The organism is Paenibacillus sp. PK3_47 (assembly GCF_023520895.1).
Lineage (GTDB): Bacteria > Bacillota > Bacilli > Paenibacillales > Paenibacillaceae > Paenibacillus_AQ.
This window is the reverse complement of the sequence record NZ_CP026029.1, coordinates 860,526-879,196: the sequence shown is the minus strand read 5'-3', so window position 1 is coordinate 879,196 and position 18,671 is coordinate 860,526. Positions and strand designations below refer to the sequence as shown.

The 18,671-nt window shown below is 44.5% G+C and carries 13 protein-coding genes; all 13 read left to right on the top strand.

What is annotated here, in order from left to right:
- The first annotated feature begins 35 nt into the window (after nt 1–35).
- A complete protein-coding gene (locus C2I18_RS04120; RefSeq protein ID WP_249900021.1) occupies nt 36–2,462 on the top strand; it encodes a GH39 family glycosyl hydrolase in 2,427 nt (808 codons plus the stop codon).
- A gap of 206 nt (nt 2,463–2,668) precedes the next feature.
- The gene (locus C2I18_RS04115; RefSeq protein ID WP_249900020.1) at nt 2,669–3,898 is read left to right on the top strand and encodes a PTS sugar transporter subunit IIC; all 1,230 of its coding nucleotides are present in this window, start codon (nt 2,669–2,671) and stop codon (nt 3,896–3,898) included.
- A gap of 24 nt (nt 3,899–3,922) precedes the next feature.
- Entirely contained in the window at nt 3,923–6,196 is a 2,274-nt protein-coding gene (locus C2I18_RS04110; RefSeq protein ID WP_249900019.1) for a beta-glucosidase family protein, read from the top strand.
- Between the two features lie 230 nt (nt 6,197–6,426).
- Complete coding sequence (locus C2I18_RS04105) at nt 6,427–7,080, top strand: response regulator transcription factor (protein ID WP_249900018.1); 654 nt, start codon at nt 6,427–6,429, stop codon at nt 7,078–7,080.
- Nucleotides 7,077–8,087 carry a sensor histidine kinase gene (locus C2I18_RS04100; protein ID WP_249900017.1) on the top strand — a complete coding sequence of 337 codons (1,011 nt, stop codon included), beginning with the start codon at nt 7,077–7,079 and terminating at the stop codon, nt 8,085–8,087. Before C2I18_RS04105 ends, C2I18_RS04100 begins: the two co-directional genes overlap by 4 nt.
- Before the next feature lie 94 nt (nt 8,088–8,181).
- A complete protein-coding gene (locus C2I18_RS04095; RefSeq protein ID WP_249900016.1) occupies nt 8,182–8,952 on the top strand; it encodes an ABC transporter ATP-binding protein in 771 nt (256 codons plus the stop codon).
- Entirely contained in the window at nt 8,942–10,996 is a 2,055-nt protein-coding gene (locus C2I18_RS04090; protein ID WP_249900015.1) for an FtsX-like permease family protein, read from the top strand. Before C2I18_RS04095 ends, C2I18_RS04090 begins: the two co-directional genes overlap by 11 nt.
- A gap of 191 nt (nt 10,997–11,187) precedes the next feature.
- Nucleotides 11,188–11,316 (top strand): hypothetical protein, encoded by a 129-nt coding sequence (locus tag C2I18_RS29600; protein WP_275100960.1) that lies wholly within the window; start codon nt 11,188–11,190, stop codon nt 11,314–11,316.
- A gap of 122 nt (nt 11,317–11,438) precedes the next feature.
- Nucleotides 11,439–12,836 (top strand): PapB family radical SAM/SPASM ranthipeptide maturase, encoded by a 1,398-nt coding sequence (papB, locus tag C2I18_RS04085; RefSeq protein ID WP_249900014.1) that lies wholly within the window; start codon nt 11,439–11,441, stop codon nt 12,834–12,836.
- Between the two features lie 49 nt (nt 12,837–12,885).
- Complete coding sequence (locus C2I18_RS04080) at nt 12,886–14,706, top strand: ABC transporter ATP-binding protein (protein WP_249900013.1); 1,821 nt, start codon at nt 12,886–12,888, stop codon at nt 14,704–14,706.
- Complete coding sequence (locus C2I18_RS04075; RefSeq protein WP_249900012.1) at nt 14,690–16,498, top strand: ABC transporter ATP-binding protein; 1,809 nt, start codon at nt 14,690–14,692, stop codon at nt 16,496–16,498. The genes C2I18_RS04080 and C2I18_RS04075 overlap by 17 nt, the downstream gene beginning before the upstream one ends.
- A gap of 210 nt (nt 16,499–16,708) precedes the next feature.
- Complete coding sequence (locus C2I18_RS04070) at nt 16,709–17,452, top strand: LytR/AlgR family response regulator transcription factor (protein WP_249900011.1); 744 nt, start codon at nt 16,709–16,711, stop codon at nt 17,450–17,452.
- Between the two features lie 191 nt (nt 17,453–17,643).
- Nucleotides 17,644–18,654 carry a LacI family DNA-binding transcriptional regulator gene (locus tag C2I18_RS04065; RefSeq protein WP_249900010.1) on the top strand — a complete coding sequence of 337 codons (1,011 nt, stop codon included), beginning with the start codon at nt 17,644–17,646 and terminating at the stop codon, nt 18,652–18,654.
- The last annotated feature ends 17 nt before the right edge of the window (nt 18,655–18,671 follow it).

Below are 18,671 nucleotides of genomic sequence, written 5' to 3'. Positions count from 1 at the left end.
AGGATGATCTGCCTATAAAGCTCTTTGTGAACTCTGTGAAGCATGTTGATTTTCATTGGCATAAGGAAGTGGAGATCCTGTATGTTCTTCATGGCTCCATCAACATGTATCTGGACCAGAAGCTGTATACGCTCGGTGAAGATGATCTCATCGTCATAAATAGCATGTCGGTTCACAAGATTGAGCGGACCCATCAGGATAATGTGCTGCTAACCCTGCAGTTTGGCCCTGAGCTGCTGGACAACAATGCATTTATCTCCTGCAACCCGGGGCAGGACGCCCCGCAGCTGCATAGCCTTAAACGGAATCTGGCGCAGATGGTATGGGAGATCAACAAAAAATCGCCGGGTTATCAAAGGTTCGCTATGGGCAGATTGCAGATGTTATGCGGAACTCTTCTGAGGTATTTTTCAGACGGGACCAATCCGGCAGCCAATGAAGGCAGTAGAGACAACGACTATAAAAGGCTGAACAGTGTCCTTACATATATCGATAACCACTATAATGAGAAAATCACCCTGCAGGATATGGCGGACTCCGAGCATTTAAGCCTGCACTACTTTTCCCATTTCTTTACCGACAAAATCGGAATCCCCTTTCAAAAGTATTTGACGCTTATCCGGCTGGAGAAGGCTCAGGTGCAGCTGGCGGAAAGCGATAAGACCATCTCCGAAATCGCACTGGACTGCGGATTTGCGAACGTGAAGCTGTTTAACAAATACTTCAAAGAGAAGTATGGCTGCACCCCCGGCTCTTACCGGGAAGCTTCGCTTGCACCGGAACCGCACCGGCTCAGCTTGAACCGCAAGCCTAAGACGTATGAGGAATCCTCCAGCGGAGATTATTATGAAATGGACACGATGAATGCCATTGGCTCGCTGTACCGCTATTTGGAGGCCAAAGCGGATGGAGATCAGACTGCGGCTGTTGTGCCGGCTGTTCTCATTGCGGACCCCATACGGGTTGAAGCCAGCGCAGACCAGACAGCAACCGGATATGAGAAGCACTGGAACATCACCATGACAGCGGGCAGAGCCGTAGAAGGATTGCGTGAAGACTGGCGGAGGCAGCTGTCTGCATTAAAAGGGAAAATCCCGTTCCGCCATATCCGGTTTCACGGCATTTTTAACGATGAGATGATGGTGTACAGCGAGTATGAAGACGGCACACCTGTCTATAACTGGTCTTATGTGGACAAGCTGTATGACTTCCTTCTGGAGCAGGGAGTACGGCCGTTCGTCGAACTAAGCTTTATGCCGGGCCAGCTGGCGAGATCCAAAGAAACGTTGTTCTGGTGGAGAGGCAACATCAGTCCTCCGGCAGATCCCGGCAAGTGGGAAGCGCTCGTCCGCGAATTTATCCGCCATTGCCTGAACCGTTACGGGGCGGAAGAAGTGAAGCAGTGGTATTTTGAAGTATGGAACGAACCGGATCTGGCAGGTGTCTGCTGGGCAGGCAGTAAAGAGGAATACTTCGCTTTTTACGAATCCACCGTCCATGCGATCAAATCCGTATTGCCCGAGCTGAAGACAGGAGGGCCTGCCATGGGTTACGGCTCCCTCTGGAACGATACGTGGGCCGAGGAGTTTTTGGCTTACTGCAGCAGGCGGCAAGTGCCTTTGGATTTCTTTTCGTTCCATATTTACTCGGAGTATCCTAAGCTGAAATCGGAAGAAGACCGTCTGACCCGGATTATGCCTCCTTCCTTCTATAAAGACAGCATTGACCGTTTGCGGCAAAAAATGAATGCGGCATTGTATGATCATGTTGAACTGCATGTGACCGAATGGAATTTTTCGCTGTATGACCGGAATTTGCTGCATGATACGATGTTTATGGCACCGTTTGTCATCTACCAGACGATGAACACGCTCGGTGACGTGAAGGCGCTGGCGTTCTGGTCGTTTACCGATGTTTTTGAGGAGAGTGTCGTTCCCGCTTCCCCGTTCTATGGGGGCTTTGGCCTGATCAACCGCGACGGGCTGAAAAAGCCCGGCTATTATGCCTTTGAGCTGATGCAGAAGCTGGGGGACGAGCTGCTTATAAAGGGAGACGGTTACGCAGGAACCCGGAAAAGCGACGGAAGCATGCAATTTCTGTTCTATCACTATGTACATGTGGATCAGCTGTTTGCGAGTGGGGACTGGTCGGAACTCTCCGGCTCCACCCGTTATGATGTTTTTGAGGAAAAAGGCAGCAAAGCCTTTGATTTTACACTAAATCTGCTCCCAGGACCGTATAAGTGCACCAGTTATCAGCTGGACCGCGAGCATGGATCGGTATTGGATGAGTGGATCCGTATGGGATCGCCCGATTTTTTGACACAGGAAGAAATTCTGTATTTAAACAGCAGGAGCGGCCCGGTCATCCGGACAGAGATTGTAGAGAAGGAATGCTGGCACAAAGACATTGTACTCCCGCCCCACGGGGTGATGCTGCTCCTGTTCGAAAGGCAGTTTTAAATGTGAAAATATATCGTTTAGACATCCCTTTGCCAGTGAAGGGGTGTTTTTTGTTGTTTATTTTCGATGTAAGCAGACAAGCTAGTAAAGCAGGCGGGAAGTAGGCAAAATACGAACCCGGATGCGGCAAGTTACAACAAGAAAACGGTATCATTACATACTATACTAGGGTTGTACCAGTTAAGAGAAAGACAGGGGGAACTTAGATGAAGCGTTTCATGAAGTGGATGACAGAATCGTTTGCACCTAGATTGGAGGCGTTTACGAATAATCTCTGGGTTGCCTCTATTCAAGAGGCCATTATGGTCGCCATTCCGATGATTTTTATCGGGTCGATTATTACACTGATTTCAATTTTGAAGGATTTCATTCCCGGAATGCCGGATCTTACACCCATCACGACATTCAGCTTCGGGCTGTTGGGGTTGTTTATTGCTTTTTTGACGCCGTATACGGTCATGGAAAAAAGAGAGCGCCACAAAATCAAGCTGCTGGCGGGTATGAGCGGGGTATCGCTCTTCGTGATGCTGCTTAACCCGACCCTTAATGAAGACGGAACCATCCAGTTCATTCTGGAACGGTTTGGACCTTCAGGGATGATTACAGCACTGCTGGTGGGCGTGTTCGTTGCTCTCGTCATGAATATCTGCAACAAATTTTCGTTCTTTAAAAAGGGCTCTTCCCTTCCGGAGTTCATTATGGACTGGTTCGATTTTCTCGTACCGATTGCCCTGATCCTGACTACAGGCTGGGTACTGGTGTATCAGCTTCATTTTGACATTTTTGCACTGATTGTAAACGTGTTCGAGCCTATCAATGCCATGGGCCAGAGTCTGACCGGTTTTGTATTGTTCAACTTCATTGGCGTAGTGCTGTACTCCTTCGGCGTAAGCCCATGGGTGATGACTCCGATCTGGTACGCCATATGGATACCTGCCATTGAAGAAAATGCCGCTCTTGTCGCAGCCGGGCAGGATCCGGTTAACATCAACACGTTCGAGACCTTTTTCTCGGGCTGGCTGGGAATCGGCGGGATGGGAGCCACGCTTCCGTTAGTCGTCTGGTTCCTGCTGGCCCGGTCCAAAAAATTGAAGTCTGTCGGCAAAGCGACGATCCTTCCGTCCTTGTTCAATATTAACGAGCCGGTCGTATACGGGGCACCGATTGCCTTCAATCCGCTGCTTATGGTACCGATGTGGATTAACGGACTGATTACGCCGATTCTCGTGTATATAGTCCTCGATATGGGGCTGGTCCGGATTCCAAGCCAGATCTTCCAATTGTGGTATACCCCGATCGGGCTGTCGACTTACCTTATGGCCGGATTCAACGGACTGATTCTGCTGGCGGTAGTCCTGCTGATTGTGTTCGCTGTCTGGTTTCCGTTCTTCAAATTGTACGACGCCCAAGAGCTGAGAAAAGAACAGGAAAACTAAACTGATGATAAAGGATGGAGCAGCATGAATAAATCACCTGAAGAATTGCTCAAGGAACTGACACTTACCGAAAAAGCCTCGCTGTGTGCGGGACTGAATATGTGGATGACCAAAGGAATCGAGCGGTTAAATATCCCGCCCGTTCATATGTATGACGGTACTAACGGCATACGCAAGACGAACAGTAATGAAGAGATGGGCATTACAACGGAGAACGTTCCGGCAACCTGTTATCCTACAGGTTCTGCAATCGGCTCGTCTTGGAACACCGGATTGCTGCAGGAGGTGGGCGTGGCGCTGGGCCGTGAGTCCAAGGCGATGGATGTTGAACTGCTGCTAGGTCCGGGGGTTAATATGAAGCGGACACCGCTTGGCGGAAGAAACTTTGAATATTATTCCGAAGACCCTATTCTGACAGGCGAACTTGGCGCCGCGTTCATTAACGGGATCCAAAGTGAAGGTGTCGGCGCTTCAGTCAAGCACTTTGCGGGCAACAACCAGGAGTTTGAGAAAATGGTTACCAGCTCGGAAATTGATGAGCGGACGTTGCGCGAAATTTACTTGACCGCCTTTGAACGGATCATCAAAAAATCCGATCCCTGGACCGTTATGTGCTCCTATAACCTGCTGAATGGATCGTATACCAGCGAGAACGAACACTTGCTGAATGACATTTTGCGGGAAGAGTGGGGATATAACGGGGTGGTTCTGTCCGACTGGACAGCGGTCAATGACCGGATACGCGGTCTAAAGGCCGGACTGGATCTTGAGATGCCGGGCCCTGCCCATTATAATGCCAAAGCAATTGCCCGAGCAGTGCAGGAAGGAACACTTTCTGAAGAACAGCTGGATCTCAGCGTAAGCCGCATTTTGAAGCTGGTGGAACGCGTTACGGGGAACAAGGATACGGCTGCAGGCAGCAATGCGGATTATCATGCGCTTGCCCGCAAAGCGGCGGCCGAAAGCATCGTGCTCCTGAAAAATGATAACGCGATTCTCCCGCTGCGGCCGGAAACCGCTGTGTCCATTGCCGTCATCGGGCGGTTTGCGAAAAAGCCGAGAATTCAGGGGGCCGGCAGTGCGAAGGTTACCCCTACAAGAGTCGATATTCCTTTGGATGAAATCAATGAGCTGGCAGGCACCTCAGCTAAGGTGAAATATGCGGCCGGATACCCGGAAGATGATGGTGTGGATGAAGCTCTTATTGAGGAAAGTGTAACGCTGGCCAAGAACTCCGATGTGGCCGTGCTGTTCGTAGGCCAGCCGGAATATGCCGAATCGGAAATGCACGACCTGAAAGGCATTGAGCTTCCGGAACATCAAGTGAAGCTGATTCAGGCGGTTGCAGCCGTTCAGCCCAAGTGCATTGTGGTGACCAGCAGCGGCGCCGCGCTCGTCATGCGTCCATGGGTCCAGCATGTTCCTGCCGTTATTCATTCCTGGCTGTCAGGCCAAGGCATGGGCAGAGCGGTAGCGGAGGTATTGTTCGGCTACACCAATCCGTCGGGCAAACTGTCGGAGACCTTTCCTGTGAAGCTGTCGGATAATCCGGCGCATATGCGGATCCGGGGCGAAAACGGCAAGCTGTATTACCGCGAAGGGCTGTTCGTGGGTTACCGGTATTACGACCGCAAAGAGCTGGCTCCGCAGTTTCCATTCGGCCATGGCTTGTCCTACACTTCATTTGCCTATACAGACCTGGAACTGGTGCAGCACAGAGCGGGAGTCACAGTGTCTCTGCAGCTGTCCAACACAGGTAACCGGAGAGGAAAAGAAGTCGTCCAGCTGTATGTACACGATGAAGAGTGCAAATATACCCGTCCGGAGAAGGAGCTGAAGGCTTTTGCCAAAGTGGAGCTTGATCCGGGTGAAACGCAAAAAATCGTCTTTGAGCTGGAAGAGCGGGATTTTGCCTACTTCGATACCAAGTATAACCGCTGGGTGGCCGACACGGGATATTTCCAAATTATGCTGGGCAGCTCGTCCAAGGACATCCGGATTACCGGAAGGCTGCATTGCGATTTCGGGAAGGAAGAAATTACGTTCCATAAATTCAGCCTCTTCAGCGAATGGGTGAGTGATCCTGCTGCCAAAGCCGTGCTTCAGGAGTGCCTGAATGAGATGAATGAGCATGTCACTGACAAAGTATATCTTAATGGGGAGTTCGTCGGATTCTGGGGGGATTTCCCTATGATCAAATTGTTCCAGATGTACGGCCAGACCTGGATGAACGAACGTTCGCCGGATGAAATTATCCAGGAGCTTATCGCACGGGTTGAGCAGACTAGAAACAGATAAGGCGCACTTATAAGTATTTGGAGAAATTAGTAGGATCCCCTTTAAGCAGACACTCGGAAAGGAGTGGGCTTGAAGGGGATTTTTATATTGTCGCGGGAGCAGCGGATAGACTATGGAATGTCTTGAAAATTAGTTTAGAGGAGACTAGAATTAAAATGATGGGTTAACAAATAAAATATTTTTAGTAAAAATTATGAAATGTGGTGCGATGAATCTTGAAATATTCCATTATGGTAATCGAAGATAATTCATCTATTCGTAAAGAGCTGGCCAGTCTCCTTTGTAAAAGCGGATATGAGGCCATAGAAGTTACAGACTTCCAGAATGCCGCCAAGCTCGTGGAGGAAACCAGACCGCATCTGATTCTGCTGGATATTAATTTGCCCGGCATCGACGGTTTTCAGCTATGCAGCCAGATCCGTACGCATTCGGCCGTACCGGTTATTTTTGTGACGAGCCGCAATACCGACCTCGATGAACTGATGAGCATCACCCTTGGCGGGGATGATTTTGTGACGAAACCGTATAATACGGCCGTATTGATGGCGAGAGTGGCTTCTCTGCTGAAAAGAGCCTATCCGGAAACCACTGTGGATGTGTTTGAACATAAAGGGGTGAAGCTGCATCTTCTGTCAAGCTGCGTAGAGTACAACGCCAGACGTGCGGAGCTTTCCCGGAATGAATTGAAGATTATGCATTATCTGATGCAGAACAAAGGAAAGATCGTCGGGCGGAACGACCTCGTTGAGTTTTTATGGGATAGCGAGGCTTTTGTAGATGATAATACGCTGAGTGTCAATATAACCAGAATCCGGGGGAAGCTCGGAGAGCTTGGCGTGGAACAATTTATCCATACCAAACGCGGGCAGGGTTACCTGATATGACTGTAAAAGAGTACTTATACGATAACCTGCTATCCTTAGTCCTCAATCTTAGCGGAATGGGGATGCTGGTTTTTTTTCTGCTGGCTGACGGCAATGATCTTAAAGAAATTCTATACCTTGTTTTGGTATGGGCATTTCTGCTGCTTGTTTATTATGGTTACCGGTACAGACAATTATCGAAAAAATATCATTTCCTGTTAGAGACGGCGGCTAAGCTGGATAAAAAATACCTGATTGCCGAAGTCATCGGCCGTCCCCGCAATACAACTGCCCTGCCTTACTTTCTCCTCATGAAAACAGCCCAAAAATCCATGCTTGAAGAAATCACACTCATTAAAAACAACCGTAAAGAATACAAAGAATACATTGAGCAGTGGGTGCATGAGATCAAAACGCCCATATCCGCAATCAAGCTGAGCGCCGAGAATAACAAATCCGAGGTGACCAGGTACATCCTGTCCGAGCTGGAGCAACTTGAGCAATATGTGGATCAGGCTTTATTCTACGCCCGCAGTGAACATGTGGAACAGGATTATCTGATCAGGGAATGCTCCCTGGTCTCCTGTGTGCATGAATGCTTAACGAAGCACAAGCAGATGTTCATCAAGAATAAAATCAGGGTTCAGCTGGATGGCTTGGACAAAAACGTATACACCGACAAGAAATGGCTGTCTTTCATTATTACTCAGCTGCTGATTAATGCGGTCCAATATAAAAAAGCTTCTGAGGCGATGATTACAGTTACTTCAGAAAACGTTCAGAATGGTGTAAAGCTGATGATTACGGACAATGGGGTTGGTATTGCGGCCCATGAGCTTCCTCGGGTATTTGAAAAAGGGTTTACCGGGAGCAACGGGCGCCGGCTGGAGAGCTCCACCGGGATTGGCCTTTATTTGTGCCGGAAGCTGAGCCTGAAACTCGGGCTGATTCTTGAAATAGAATCCGAGGAAGGCTTGTATACGCAGGTCTCGCTGTTTTTCCCGAAAGGAAGCTTTAACATCATGTGAAGCAGTTATCTTACAGAACTGTAAGTTTCACGTAAGCTTACTTGATACAACGGGTTGAGCTTGAAGTCTATACTTAATCTCGAGGTGAGAGGGAATGAAACCGATTCTGGAAGTCGTGAACATCGAGAAGTACTACGGGGGCAAGACCAGTGTAACCAAAGCCCTCGATGACATCAGTTTTACAGTACATGAAGGTGAATTTATCGGAGTCATGGGGCCTTCGGGTTCGGGGAAGACGACTTTACTGAATATGATTGCAACGATCGATGAAGTGAGTGCGGGACATATTTATCTGGATAGTCAGGATTTAACGGAGATCCCTCCCAAAAGAATGGCACAGTTCAGACGTGAAAATCTGGGCTTTGTCTTTCAGGATTTCAATCTGCTGGACACGCTGACAATCGGAGAGAATATCGCACTTGCGCTGACCATTAACCAATATAAGGATACGGAAATCGACGAACGGGTTCAGCAGATGGCCAAACGGCTTGGGATCAGCGAGCTTGTAGACAAATATCCTTATGAAATTTCCGGGGGACAAAAGCAGCGTACAGCATGTGCAAGGGCGTTAGTGACCTCGCCCAAGCTGATATTGGCGGATGAACCGACAGGGGCGCTGGATTCCAAATCCTCGCAGATTCTGCTGGAGACCCTATCCGATTTGAACCGGCAGCTGAAGGCCACCATTCTGATGGTTACCCATGATCCCTACGCGGCAAGCTATTGCAGCCGGATATTGTTCATCAAGGACGGAAAGCTTTTTACGGAAATGATCAGAGGAGAACAACCGCGTAAGGTTTTTTTCAGCAGGATATTGGATACGATTGCCCTGCTTGGAGGCGAGATTACCACCCATGTACACTAAACTATCAATCCGCAATGCCAGACGGTCTATGATGGATTATCTGATTTACTTTGTGACGCTTGTGATCAGCATAAGCCTGTTCTATGCATTTCTCTCGGTCTCAAGCTCTCACTACCAGATCATCACGCTGGCCGAATACAATTTCGAGCAGCTGTACACTTATTTAAGATATGGTACGTATCTGGTCTCGGCAGTCCTGATTTTTCTCGTATACCAGGTTAACAAATATATGATTAAGAGGCGCAAACGGGAATTTGCCACCTATGTCCTGCTCGGAATGGAGCAAACCAGAGTCGCCTTTTTATTTTTTATCGAAACGCTGGTCGTGCTGTCTGTCTCTATGGTTATCGGGATTTTGTGCGGAACTTTATTTTCACAGGTGCTGACTTCATTGATACTGGCTGCTCTTCAAAGCGATATTACCCTCCAGTTGCGGTTATACCCGGATACTATGCTGCAGACGGTATTATTTTTTTTGCTTATTTTTATCATCATCGGGCTGTTGAATGTCCGGCAGTTAAGAAAGCTGAAGCTTATCGATATGCTGAATGATGACAAAAAGACGGAGATTCAGTTTACCAGAGGGAAATGGTTTTACTTGACAGTTGCAGCCGTCAGTATGGCCTGTTTTGCTGCCGCTGCGGCCTTCATAAAAAGATATTTGAACATCCAGCCGCTGGCTTCGGTCGACGTGTCGGTTAAAAATCAGACGCTGTTTTTATTTATTCTGTTCCTGATTGCCGGAGTCTACGGATTATTCTTTTCGCTCGGGTATCTGCTGGTTCTGGTCAAACAAAAAAGTGTCCATTGGAAATACAAAAAAACGAATATATTCCTGATCGGCAGCCTGCTCTCAAAAATTTCAACCACATCCTTTATGCTGGCAACCATAACCTTAACTCTTCTGGGGGCTATTGTCAGTTTTGTGTTCGGTCCTGTTGCCTCGCAGTGGGCTAAAGGGTATCTCGAATACCGGAGTGTTTACGACATTCAAATAAATAATGTCTATAACTCCATTGCTGAAATCAATGATTTGCCCGTGATTCATTACCAGAAAGTAAAAGATTATATTGCGGATAGCGGTTTTGGGATTAAAGAGTCGGCTGAGTTTGAACTAAAGTTCGTGAACGAACAGGATTTCTTTAAACGGCGGCGCGGAGAGTTCCCTGTACTGGCTGTATCCCTGAGTGATCTGAACCAACTGAGAACAATGGCCGGCTATGAAGAGATTGCACTAGGGGAGAATGAATTCACGACACAGTGGGATCAGACGGTTCCTGAATCGGGAATCCGGACGGCGTTAAAACATATGTCTGCACTTTCGATTGGGGACAGCTCCTATCATTTAAGCAGTGAGCCCTTTTACAAGGAGAGTCTTGGAGAGTCCATCTTTAATTTCTACACGGATTATTTAATAGTTATACCCGATGCTGCATCCGAAACATTAATAACGGCCACTACCAATTTCTATGCCAACACGTCCAGAGAGATGAGCTACGAATTCGCAGAAGGGCTTAGTGCTTATGCAGAACAGTGGTTCAGGGACGAATATGCTGCACTTTATGCGAAATACGAGAATGATCCGGAATTTAAAGACTTCATCGTAGTAAGAACGGGGACAGAACAGATGAATAATGCAACAATAGCGTCACTCCTGATCAACATCATCGGACTTTATCTGGGTACCATTCTGTTGATTATTTGTCTGACACTGCTTGCTCTCCAGCAGCTCTCGGATTCTCTGGAGCACAAGAAAAGATATATGATCCTGCAAAAGCTGGGCGTCGATTACGAAAGCATCAGCAGGCTTGTATTTAAACAGATCGGTATATATTTCGGTATTCCTTTATTCACAGGATTTTTCAGTTTCATAGTTTTGCTCTATCTGTTCAGCCTGGGGAATGTTAACGAGATCCGGGCCTTTGTAGGCAGCGGAGTGTTTGTAATGAATCTTATGGTTGCGCTCTTCCTCGTTGTTGTTATCTATACTGCTTACTTTTTTACGACTTATATAAGTTTTAAGAGGAATTTGTTGAGGGATTAGCCTGCGCCCAACCCATTTCTTTCTTTATCGCGAATTGCTTAAATCTTATCACGAAAAACAATAATGTGCTTTGTAGATACAATGAAGCAGGGAAATGATACGATCGGGTATAAGTACTTGTATGTAATTATTTATGATAGTAATATAAAAGAAGGAAATATTTCCAACATAATACTAAGGAGGAAAAGAAAATGTTTAAACAAATCAATGTTTCTGAGTCTTTAATCGAGCCAAATGGTGTATGTATTTTCTGCGATTATCCGAAAGATAATGATTGTGCAGTCTGCGACGGCGGGAAGCTTGACTTCATTGAACCTTAATAAATTTTAAATAGATCAAGGCTCTATGAAATCTATCCATTTGTGGATAGTAAGTTCCTAGAGCCTTGCTATTTTTATGTCTAAAACATAATAGTAATTTATTTGAAGAGAGAGGGATATTAATGAGTCATCACACTGAAAAGTTATCATTTTATCCATATAGAATCTTTAACGAAGATAGCGGAAACTATCTGTATAGCCTGAATAATAACAAGATTTTCGAGATTGATGAGAAGGTTGAAAAGTTGTTAAAACAGGGCGGCAAGGATTTTGAGCAAGCTTATGATAGCGTTGCGGATATATTTACGCAGCAGGAATTCAGCGAAGTTATTTCTCAGATGGAAAACGCATTCTTCATACAGAATGCTGAAACAGATATTAAGATGAGGAAGGCTTACACTAAAGAAATACCAGATTCCATTTCTTCAATTACCTTAATGATCGTCCAAGAGTGTAATATGAGATGCAGCTACTGTTACGGCGAAGCCGGGGAATATCACGACCGGGGGAAAATGAAGTTCAGCACAGCTAAAAAAGCTATTGATTTCCTCATTACCAATTCTCAGACCAAAGAACTTTCTATTTGCCTGTTCGGTGGAGAGCCTTTACTGAACTTCAACTTATTTAAACAAGTTGTCGAGTATTGCAGGGAGAAGGAAGCTGAGACAGATAAAATCTTCCGTTTTACAACTACGACTAACGGAACTCTTATTAACGAAGAGATTGAGCGTTTTTTTACAGAAAACAAAATTACTGTGCAGATCAGTCTGGATGGGGACAAAGAAACCCATGACAGAAACCGTTATTTTCAAAATAGAATCGGATCCTATGACATGATAGTTGAAAACACAAAAAATATGCGTGAGAGCAGCGCCCTATCCTGCAGAGCAACTATTACAAAAAAGAGCTTTGATTTAGTCAGCAGTTTTGAGCATTTGTATGAGTTGAATTTCAGGGCCATTCCTATGTCTCCGGCTTACAATTTATTGAAAGATGAGGATTATCCGGCGCTCATGGAAGGATACAACAGATTAATTGATCACTACGAGCAGCTCATTAAAAAAGGAGATCGTGACAGATATTCTAAATTGAGTATATTCACCGGTTTTATGCGAAAGATTCATCAGGGTTCTACACGTGCGCTTCCTTGCGGAGTAGGCTGGAATATGTACGCTATTGATATTAATGGAGATATTTATCCATGCCACAGGTTTGTTTCAAATAAAGAGTATGTTCTGGGCAATATAAATACGAAAGCTGAACGAAGAGATTCATTTCTCGAGGAAATCAATGTTTCCAATCATAAACAATGCGATGATTGCTGGGCCCGTAATTTATGTATAGGCGGTTGCCCTAATGAGAATCTGAACCTCACTGGCAGTGTTACGGAAATGAGTGAATCTGTGTGTGAACTCACAAAAAATATTTTTGAAAGATTAATCCGGCTTTACATACGGTTGACGCCTGAAGAAAAAGAAAGGTTCTTTAATCCAAAACAATCTGCTGTGATTGGCAATTGAGTACATTAAGCAGTTACGGGAAGCTTATGAAGCGAGGGGGGAGATTGGGGTGGGAAAATTAATAAAAGCTTTTAAGGATATTCGGTATATTCTGATAAGCATCCACAAATATGACAGGAAGCTCCTGATGTATTGTACTCTTTTTTCTACAATGAAAGGCCTATCCCCCTTTGTTTTCATAATTCTGCCACAGCTTCTCATTGAAGAGTTAATGAACGCCCGAAGAACGGATTACATCTTTGTCGTGATCCTATTTGGGTGTTTTATTTATACTATCCTGACAATTTTAAAAAATTACTTTAATGCCAAATGTATTCCGGGCTATGCCAGAATCAGGAATGCCTTCACTATCAGACACTGGGATAAAACATTGACCATGGAGTATGAGCATTTGGAAGATAAGGACATGCTGGATCAGAATAGAAGGGCTTTAAGAGCGGTTTCCAGCACCAGCCTGGGGTTCGAAGCAGCTATAAAAAAAATGTTCGAGCTTTTTTCTTACGGACTTAGTCTTATAGGCTATATTGCTATTATTTCCCGTCTGCATTTTTTAGTCGTTATATTAATAGCACTAATTGTTATTTTTAACTTTTATATTGATCTTAGTACTAAGCGCTACGACCAGAAGCTTAATATTTCCAATTTAACATTACAAAGAAAAGCTGATTATCTTAGTAATGTGATGCATGATTTTACATATGCCAAAGATATCCGTTTATACCGGATGAATGACTGGATTTATAAAGATTATGATTGTACATACGAAGCCAATATAGACGTGCAGCGGAGAATTCAAAGACGGAATTTATTTTCCGGTATAGCCATTCAATGTGGGATTATTTTACAGACGGCCGCAAGTTATGGTTATCTTGTATATAGAGTCCTTATAAATACAATCTCTATTGCTGATTTTTTGATGTTTTCTACAACGATTAATAAGCTTAATGACAGCCTTCAACAATGTATTCAGCTATACACCGGAATTATAAAAGACTTTATGACTATTGATGATTATCGTTGTTATATGGAACAAGAGCCTACAACTAATTCGCCTAAGCTCCATGTAAAAGGATTTAACCATGAGTTTTTATTTTTTGACCTCTGCTACAGATATCCCGGTACTAACAGATATGCGCTGCATAATATTAATGGAGTCATCAAAAAAGGTGAGCGCATTGCCATTGTCGGTCCAAACGGATCTGGAAAAACTACATTTATTAAATTGCTGCTTAGGCTCTATAACGCTTCTGAGGGTGAAATTCGGTTAGATAATGAGAATATAAATGAACTGGAGTGCAAACCATACCTCGACTTGTTCTCAGTTGTTTTCCAGGATATAAAAGTGCTTGCCTTTACTCTCGCTGAGAATATCTCCTTACAGGAATCTCAAACCACTAACACTGCAAAAGTTATTTCTTCACTTCACCAAGTCGGATTATGGGATAAAGTCAGTGAAATGCCCAAGAGGATACATACAAGCTTACTGCAAATTTTCGATGATAAGGGTATCGATCTTTCCGGAGGAGAGAAACAGAAGCTTGCTGCAGCAAGGGCTATTTACAAAGATGCACCTATTGTAATACTGGATGAGCCGACTGCTGCGCTTGACCCGCTATCAGAATATCAGATATTTAAAAAGTTTAATGAAATCGCTAAAGGTAAAACAGCCTTTTATATTTCACATCGTTTATCCAGTACCCGCTTTTGTGATCGGATTCTTGTTTTTAATGAGGGGACCATTGTAGAAAGCGGTACTCATCAGGAGTTACTGAACAAGCAGGGGTTATACGCTCACATGTTTAATGTACAGGCGCAGTATTATAGGGAATCGGACAGGGGCCAGGAGGGGGCATATGCAGTCAGTCATTAAGCGTTTCAACCTGAAAGGCTTTCATCTTCTTCTTAGCGTAGTATGGAGAACCTCACCATTCATGTTTGTTGCTGTTCTTCTGGTAACTTTGGCTAACACTGCTTTACAGTTCATTCCAGTTCTGATGCCTAAGGTTATCATAGATGAATTAATGGGCCAGTGCAGGAATTCTATACTTGCCAGAGATCTTGCTCTATTTGTTGCTGTGAGTTTAGGCTTAAACATATTAACAATGACTTTGCAGTATTATATAAACACAAAAAATTTAGAAATCACAAAAGCATTTAACTTGAAGATAGGAAGCAAATTATTAACTATGGATTACGAGTATACTGAGAGTCCTGCAGCACTGGATAAAAAAGAACAGGCATACCAGGCTATTTCTGCATCAGGTGGCATCACTAGTCTCCTTAACACCTTAATAAGTACAATCTCCAGCCTATTCTCTATTGCTGGTATGATATATATTCTATCTACCTTGAACTATTTGTTAATAGGAATAATAGTGCTCATTATTCTGATAAATACTTTGCTCCAAAAAAAGTCCCGGAATATTCAATACAGTTTTTGGCATAAATTAATTCCTGTGAATCGTGAATACAACTACTTTTTTAGAACAATCCTTGACTTCAATTTCGGGAAAGATATCCGCTTATATAATATTAAAGATTTGCTTCTGCAGAAAAGTAAGCAAAATATGAAAAAAACCGTGGATAATATGATGGAGCTAACCAACAAAAAAAGCTTGTATGCATGCATTATGGAGGTTGCCGTACTGATACAGCAGGGGGGTGTTTATGGTTACATGGCCTATAAGGTACTGAACAACTCGATTAATATAGGATCTTTTACTATGTACGTGTCAGCTGTTTATAAGCTTAGCCAAAATATAAATTTAATTATCGGTTACATTATTAATCTCTCACAAAGCTTACTTTACTTGAAAGCGTTCGTGGAATTTATTGATCTGCCTGAACTAAAACAGCGCTCGGGTCAACCGGTTAAACTAACAAATCATTACCAGCTGAAGCTGGTGAATGTATCTTTCAAATATCCGTCGGCAGATCATTATACTTTGCATAACATTAGTCTTACACTGAATAGCGGTGATCGTCTATCGGTGGTCGGAATGAACGGTTCAGGTAAAACAACTTTAATCAAATTAATAACAAGATTATACGATCCTACAGAAGGAGAGATCCTGTTAAACGGTGTAAACATAAAAAGTTATGATTATAGAGAGTATCTTGATCTTTTTTCTGTTGTGTTTCAGGATTTCAGATTTCTGGCTGCTTCTTTAAAAGATAATGTAACCGCCGGGAAGGGATATGGAGATCGATCCCATCTGTTGGAGACTCTGGGCAAAGTAGATCTTCATTTAAAAATAGAAGGCTTTGTAGATCGAGAAGATACAATGCTGTATAAAATATTTGATGAACAGGGAGTAGATTTATCCGGCGGAGAAAGCCAAAGACTTGCCATTGCCAGAGCGTTATACAAAGATGCTCCTATTGTTATATTGGATGAACCGACTGCAGCCCTGGACCCGCTAGCGGAATATTATCTGTATAGTCACTTCAATGAGCTTACAGCTAACAAGACGGCAATTTATATTTCCCACCGCTTATCCAGCTGTAAATTTTGCGATACAATAGCAGTTTTTCAGAGAGGACAGTTGATAGAAAACGGAAGTCATGAGGAGTTGATGAGCTATCCATCGGGAGTTTACAGGGAGATGTTCAATGCACAGGCTAAACAATATGTAACAAGAGAAGATAGAAATAGATTCTAATAATAAAGTATACCTTTTTAAGATTATTTTATGTATTATCTTCCTCATATGAAAAATATTGTTTTTGTATTATGCTTTATTTAGAATATTGTTTGTTCTGCGTGATTTTTTTGGCAATTGGGTTGCCCCAAAGTCCGTACCATTTAGTTCCTAGTTTTCGTTTGCAATATTGAATTCAGTATGACGATTATTAAAAACGGGGAGAGTGCTATGAAAATCATAATTTGCGAAAATAATGACCAGGCAGCGTTATCAGTTCATTCAGCGATAAAGTCTATAGTATCTGAACTGGATGCCAGCATATCTGTTCCAGTTATTACTTCTGATCCCAGTACGGTGATCCGTTATCTCTTGGCTAATAATCTTAATGACTGTATTTACTTATTGGAACTAAAACTGCAACCAGAGCTGAACGGAATTGAATTGGCAAAAATAATAAGAGACTACGACCCGCTGGGCTATATCGTATTTCTTACTTCCTCATTTGACCTCGACCTGTTAACATACCAACATAAAATTAAAGCTATGGACTACATATTTAAGTTCCCCTCCTTGGATTTACCAAAAAGATTGAAATTATGTCTGAGTTCAATCATTGGTGATTATAAAAAGATTAAGGTGGGTCAAAAGAATAATCTGTTAACCATTGATACGGCTACACAAGTTATTAATATTAACATTTCAGAAATACAGTTTCTTGAAACAGACATAAACCACCGTATCAAAATACACAGTCTTTATGAAACTATAGAATACTACGGAACGTTGAAAAGTGTAGAATCTCTCCTCCCCAGCTATTTTTGCAAGGTACACAGATCTTATATAGTGAATACCAGATACATCAAATCGATTGATAAAGCTCAATTGACGCTTAATATGACTAATAAAGAAACCGTTTACGTGTCAAAAAGAAATATGCAATCCTTGTTATCCTATTTCAGCGTTTCCGTTTAGCTCTGGAAGCAAATCTCTGAAACGGCTGTTCCGCCCAGGAACGCCGTTTTTTTGCGTTGTTTGCAGGACAGGGATGGCCGTCCCTCAATTCGTCGAACCAGTTCGACATTTTTAACACAACAGCAAAACCAATATAACCGGGGTTTAATAACGGCGGTTTATGATGTTCCTGAGGCGAAAGGAGGACTTCGATGGCAACCATTACAGATGTGGCAAAGAAAGCCGGGGTGTCCAAAAGCACCGTCTCCAATGTATTCAGCAAAAAACGCCCGATCGGACAAGCCGTGACCAAGCGTGTGATGGATGCGGCCAAGGAGCTGGGATACCATCCCACGTACTGGTCCCGCCAGCAGGGTCTGCCCAAGAACCGGATCATCGGGCTGCTGCTGCAAAATTCATCCACCTTCACTTCCTTTCATTTCGCCCTGCTGAGCGGCATGGTCGAGGCTTGCCGGGAGTACAGCTACCGGCTGCTGATCAACACGGTTCCCCTGCCCTGGACGATGGAACCGGATTATGTGGCGGAAAGCCCGGTGGACGGCGAAATTGTGCTCGATCCGACCGATCCGGACAAACGGATTGAGGAACGCATTAAGCAGGGGATGCCGATGGTGGTCATCGGGCGTCCGCCGTTTGCCTACGCGCCCCATCTCAGCTCTGTCGATAATGACAATGCCGGTGCGGCGCAGCAGGTCACAAATCATTTGCTGGAGCTGGGGCACAGCGGTATTGCCTTCCTGAATGCGGCCAAGGAGACGACCGTCTCGCTGGCGCGTGAAGCAGGCTATCGGGCGGCCTTTCAGAGCCGGAATGTGCCTGTCCCGGAACAGCTTCTGTTCTATAGGGAACAGGAAATGGAAGAGGAGGCCCTGGCTGAAGCCGTCCGGGGGCTGCTCAGGAGCAAGCCGCAAGTTACCGCGATGATTACCGACTCTTCCTGGGAAGCTTCGATCGTCTATAAGGTTGCAGCTGAAGAGGGAATGGACATTCCCGCCAGGCTGTCGGTGTTCGCGTTTATGAATATTGGGGAGCCGATCAGGCTGAAGCCCGAATTATCTACAGTAAATCTGAATGCGGAAGCTCTCGGTTTTGAGGCAGCCAAGCTGCTGATTGAACGCTGTGAAGGCAGGGGAGCGCAGATCAAGCAGGTAGCCATCGGCACTACGCTAGATCTCAAAGGTTCATGTGCCACTAAAATGTAGCGGGAGGGTTCAACTTT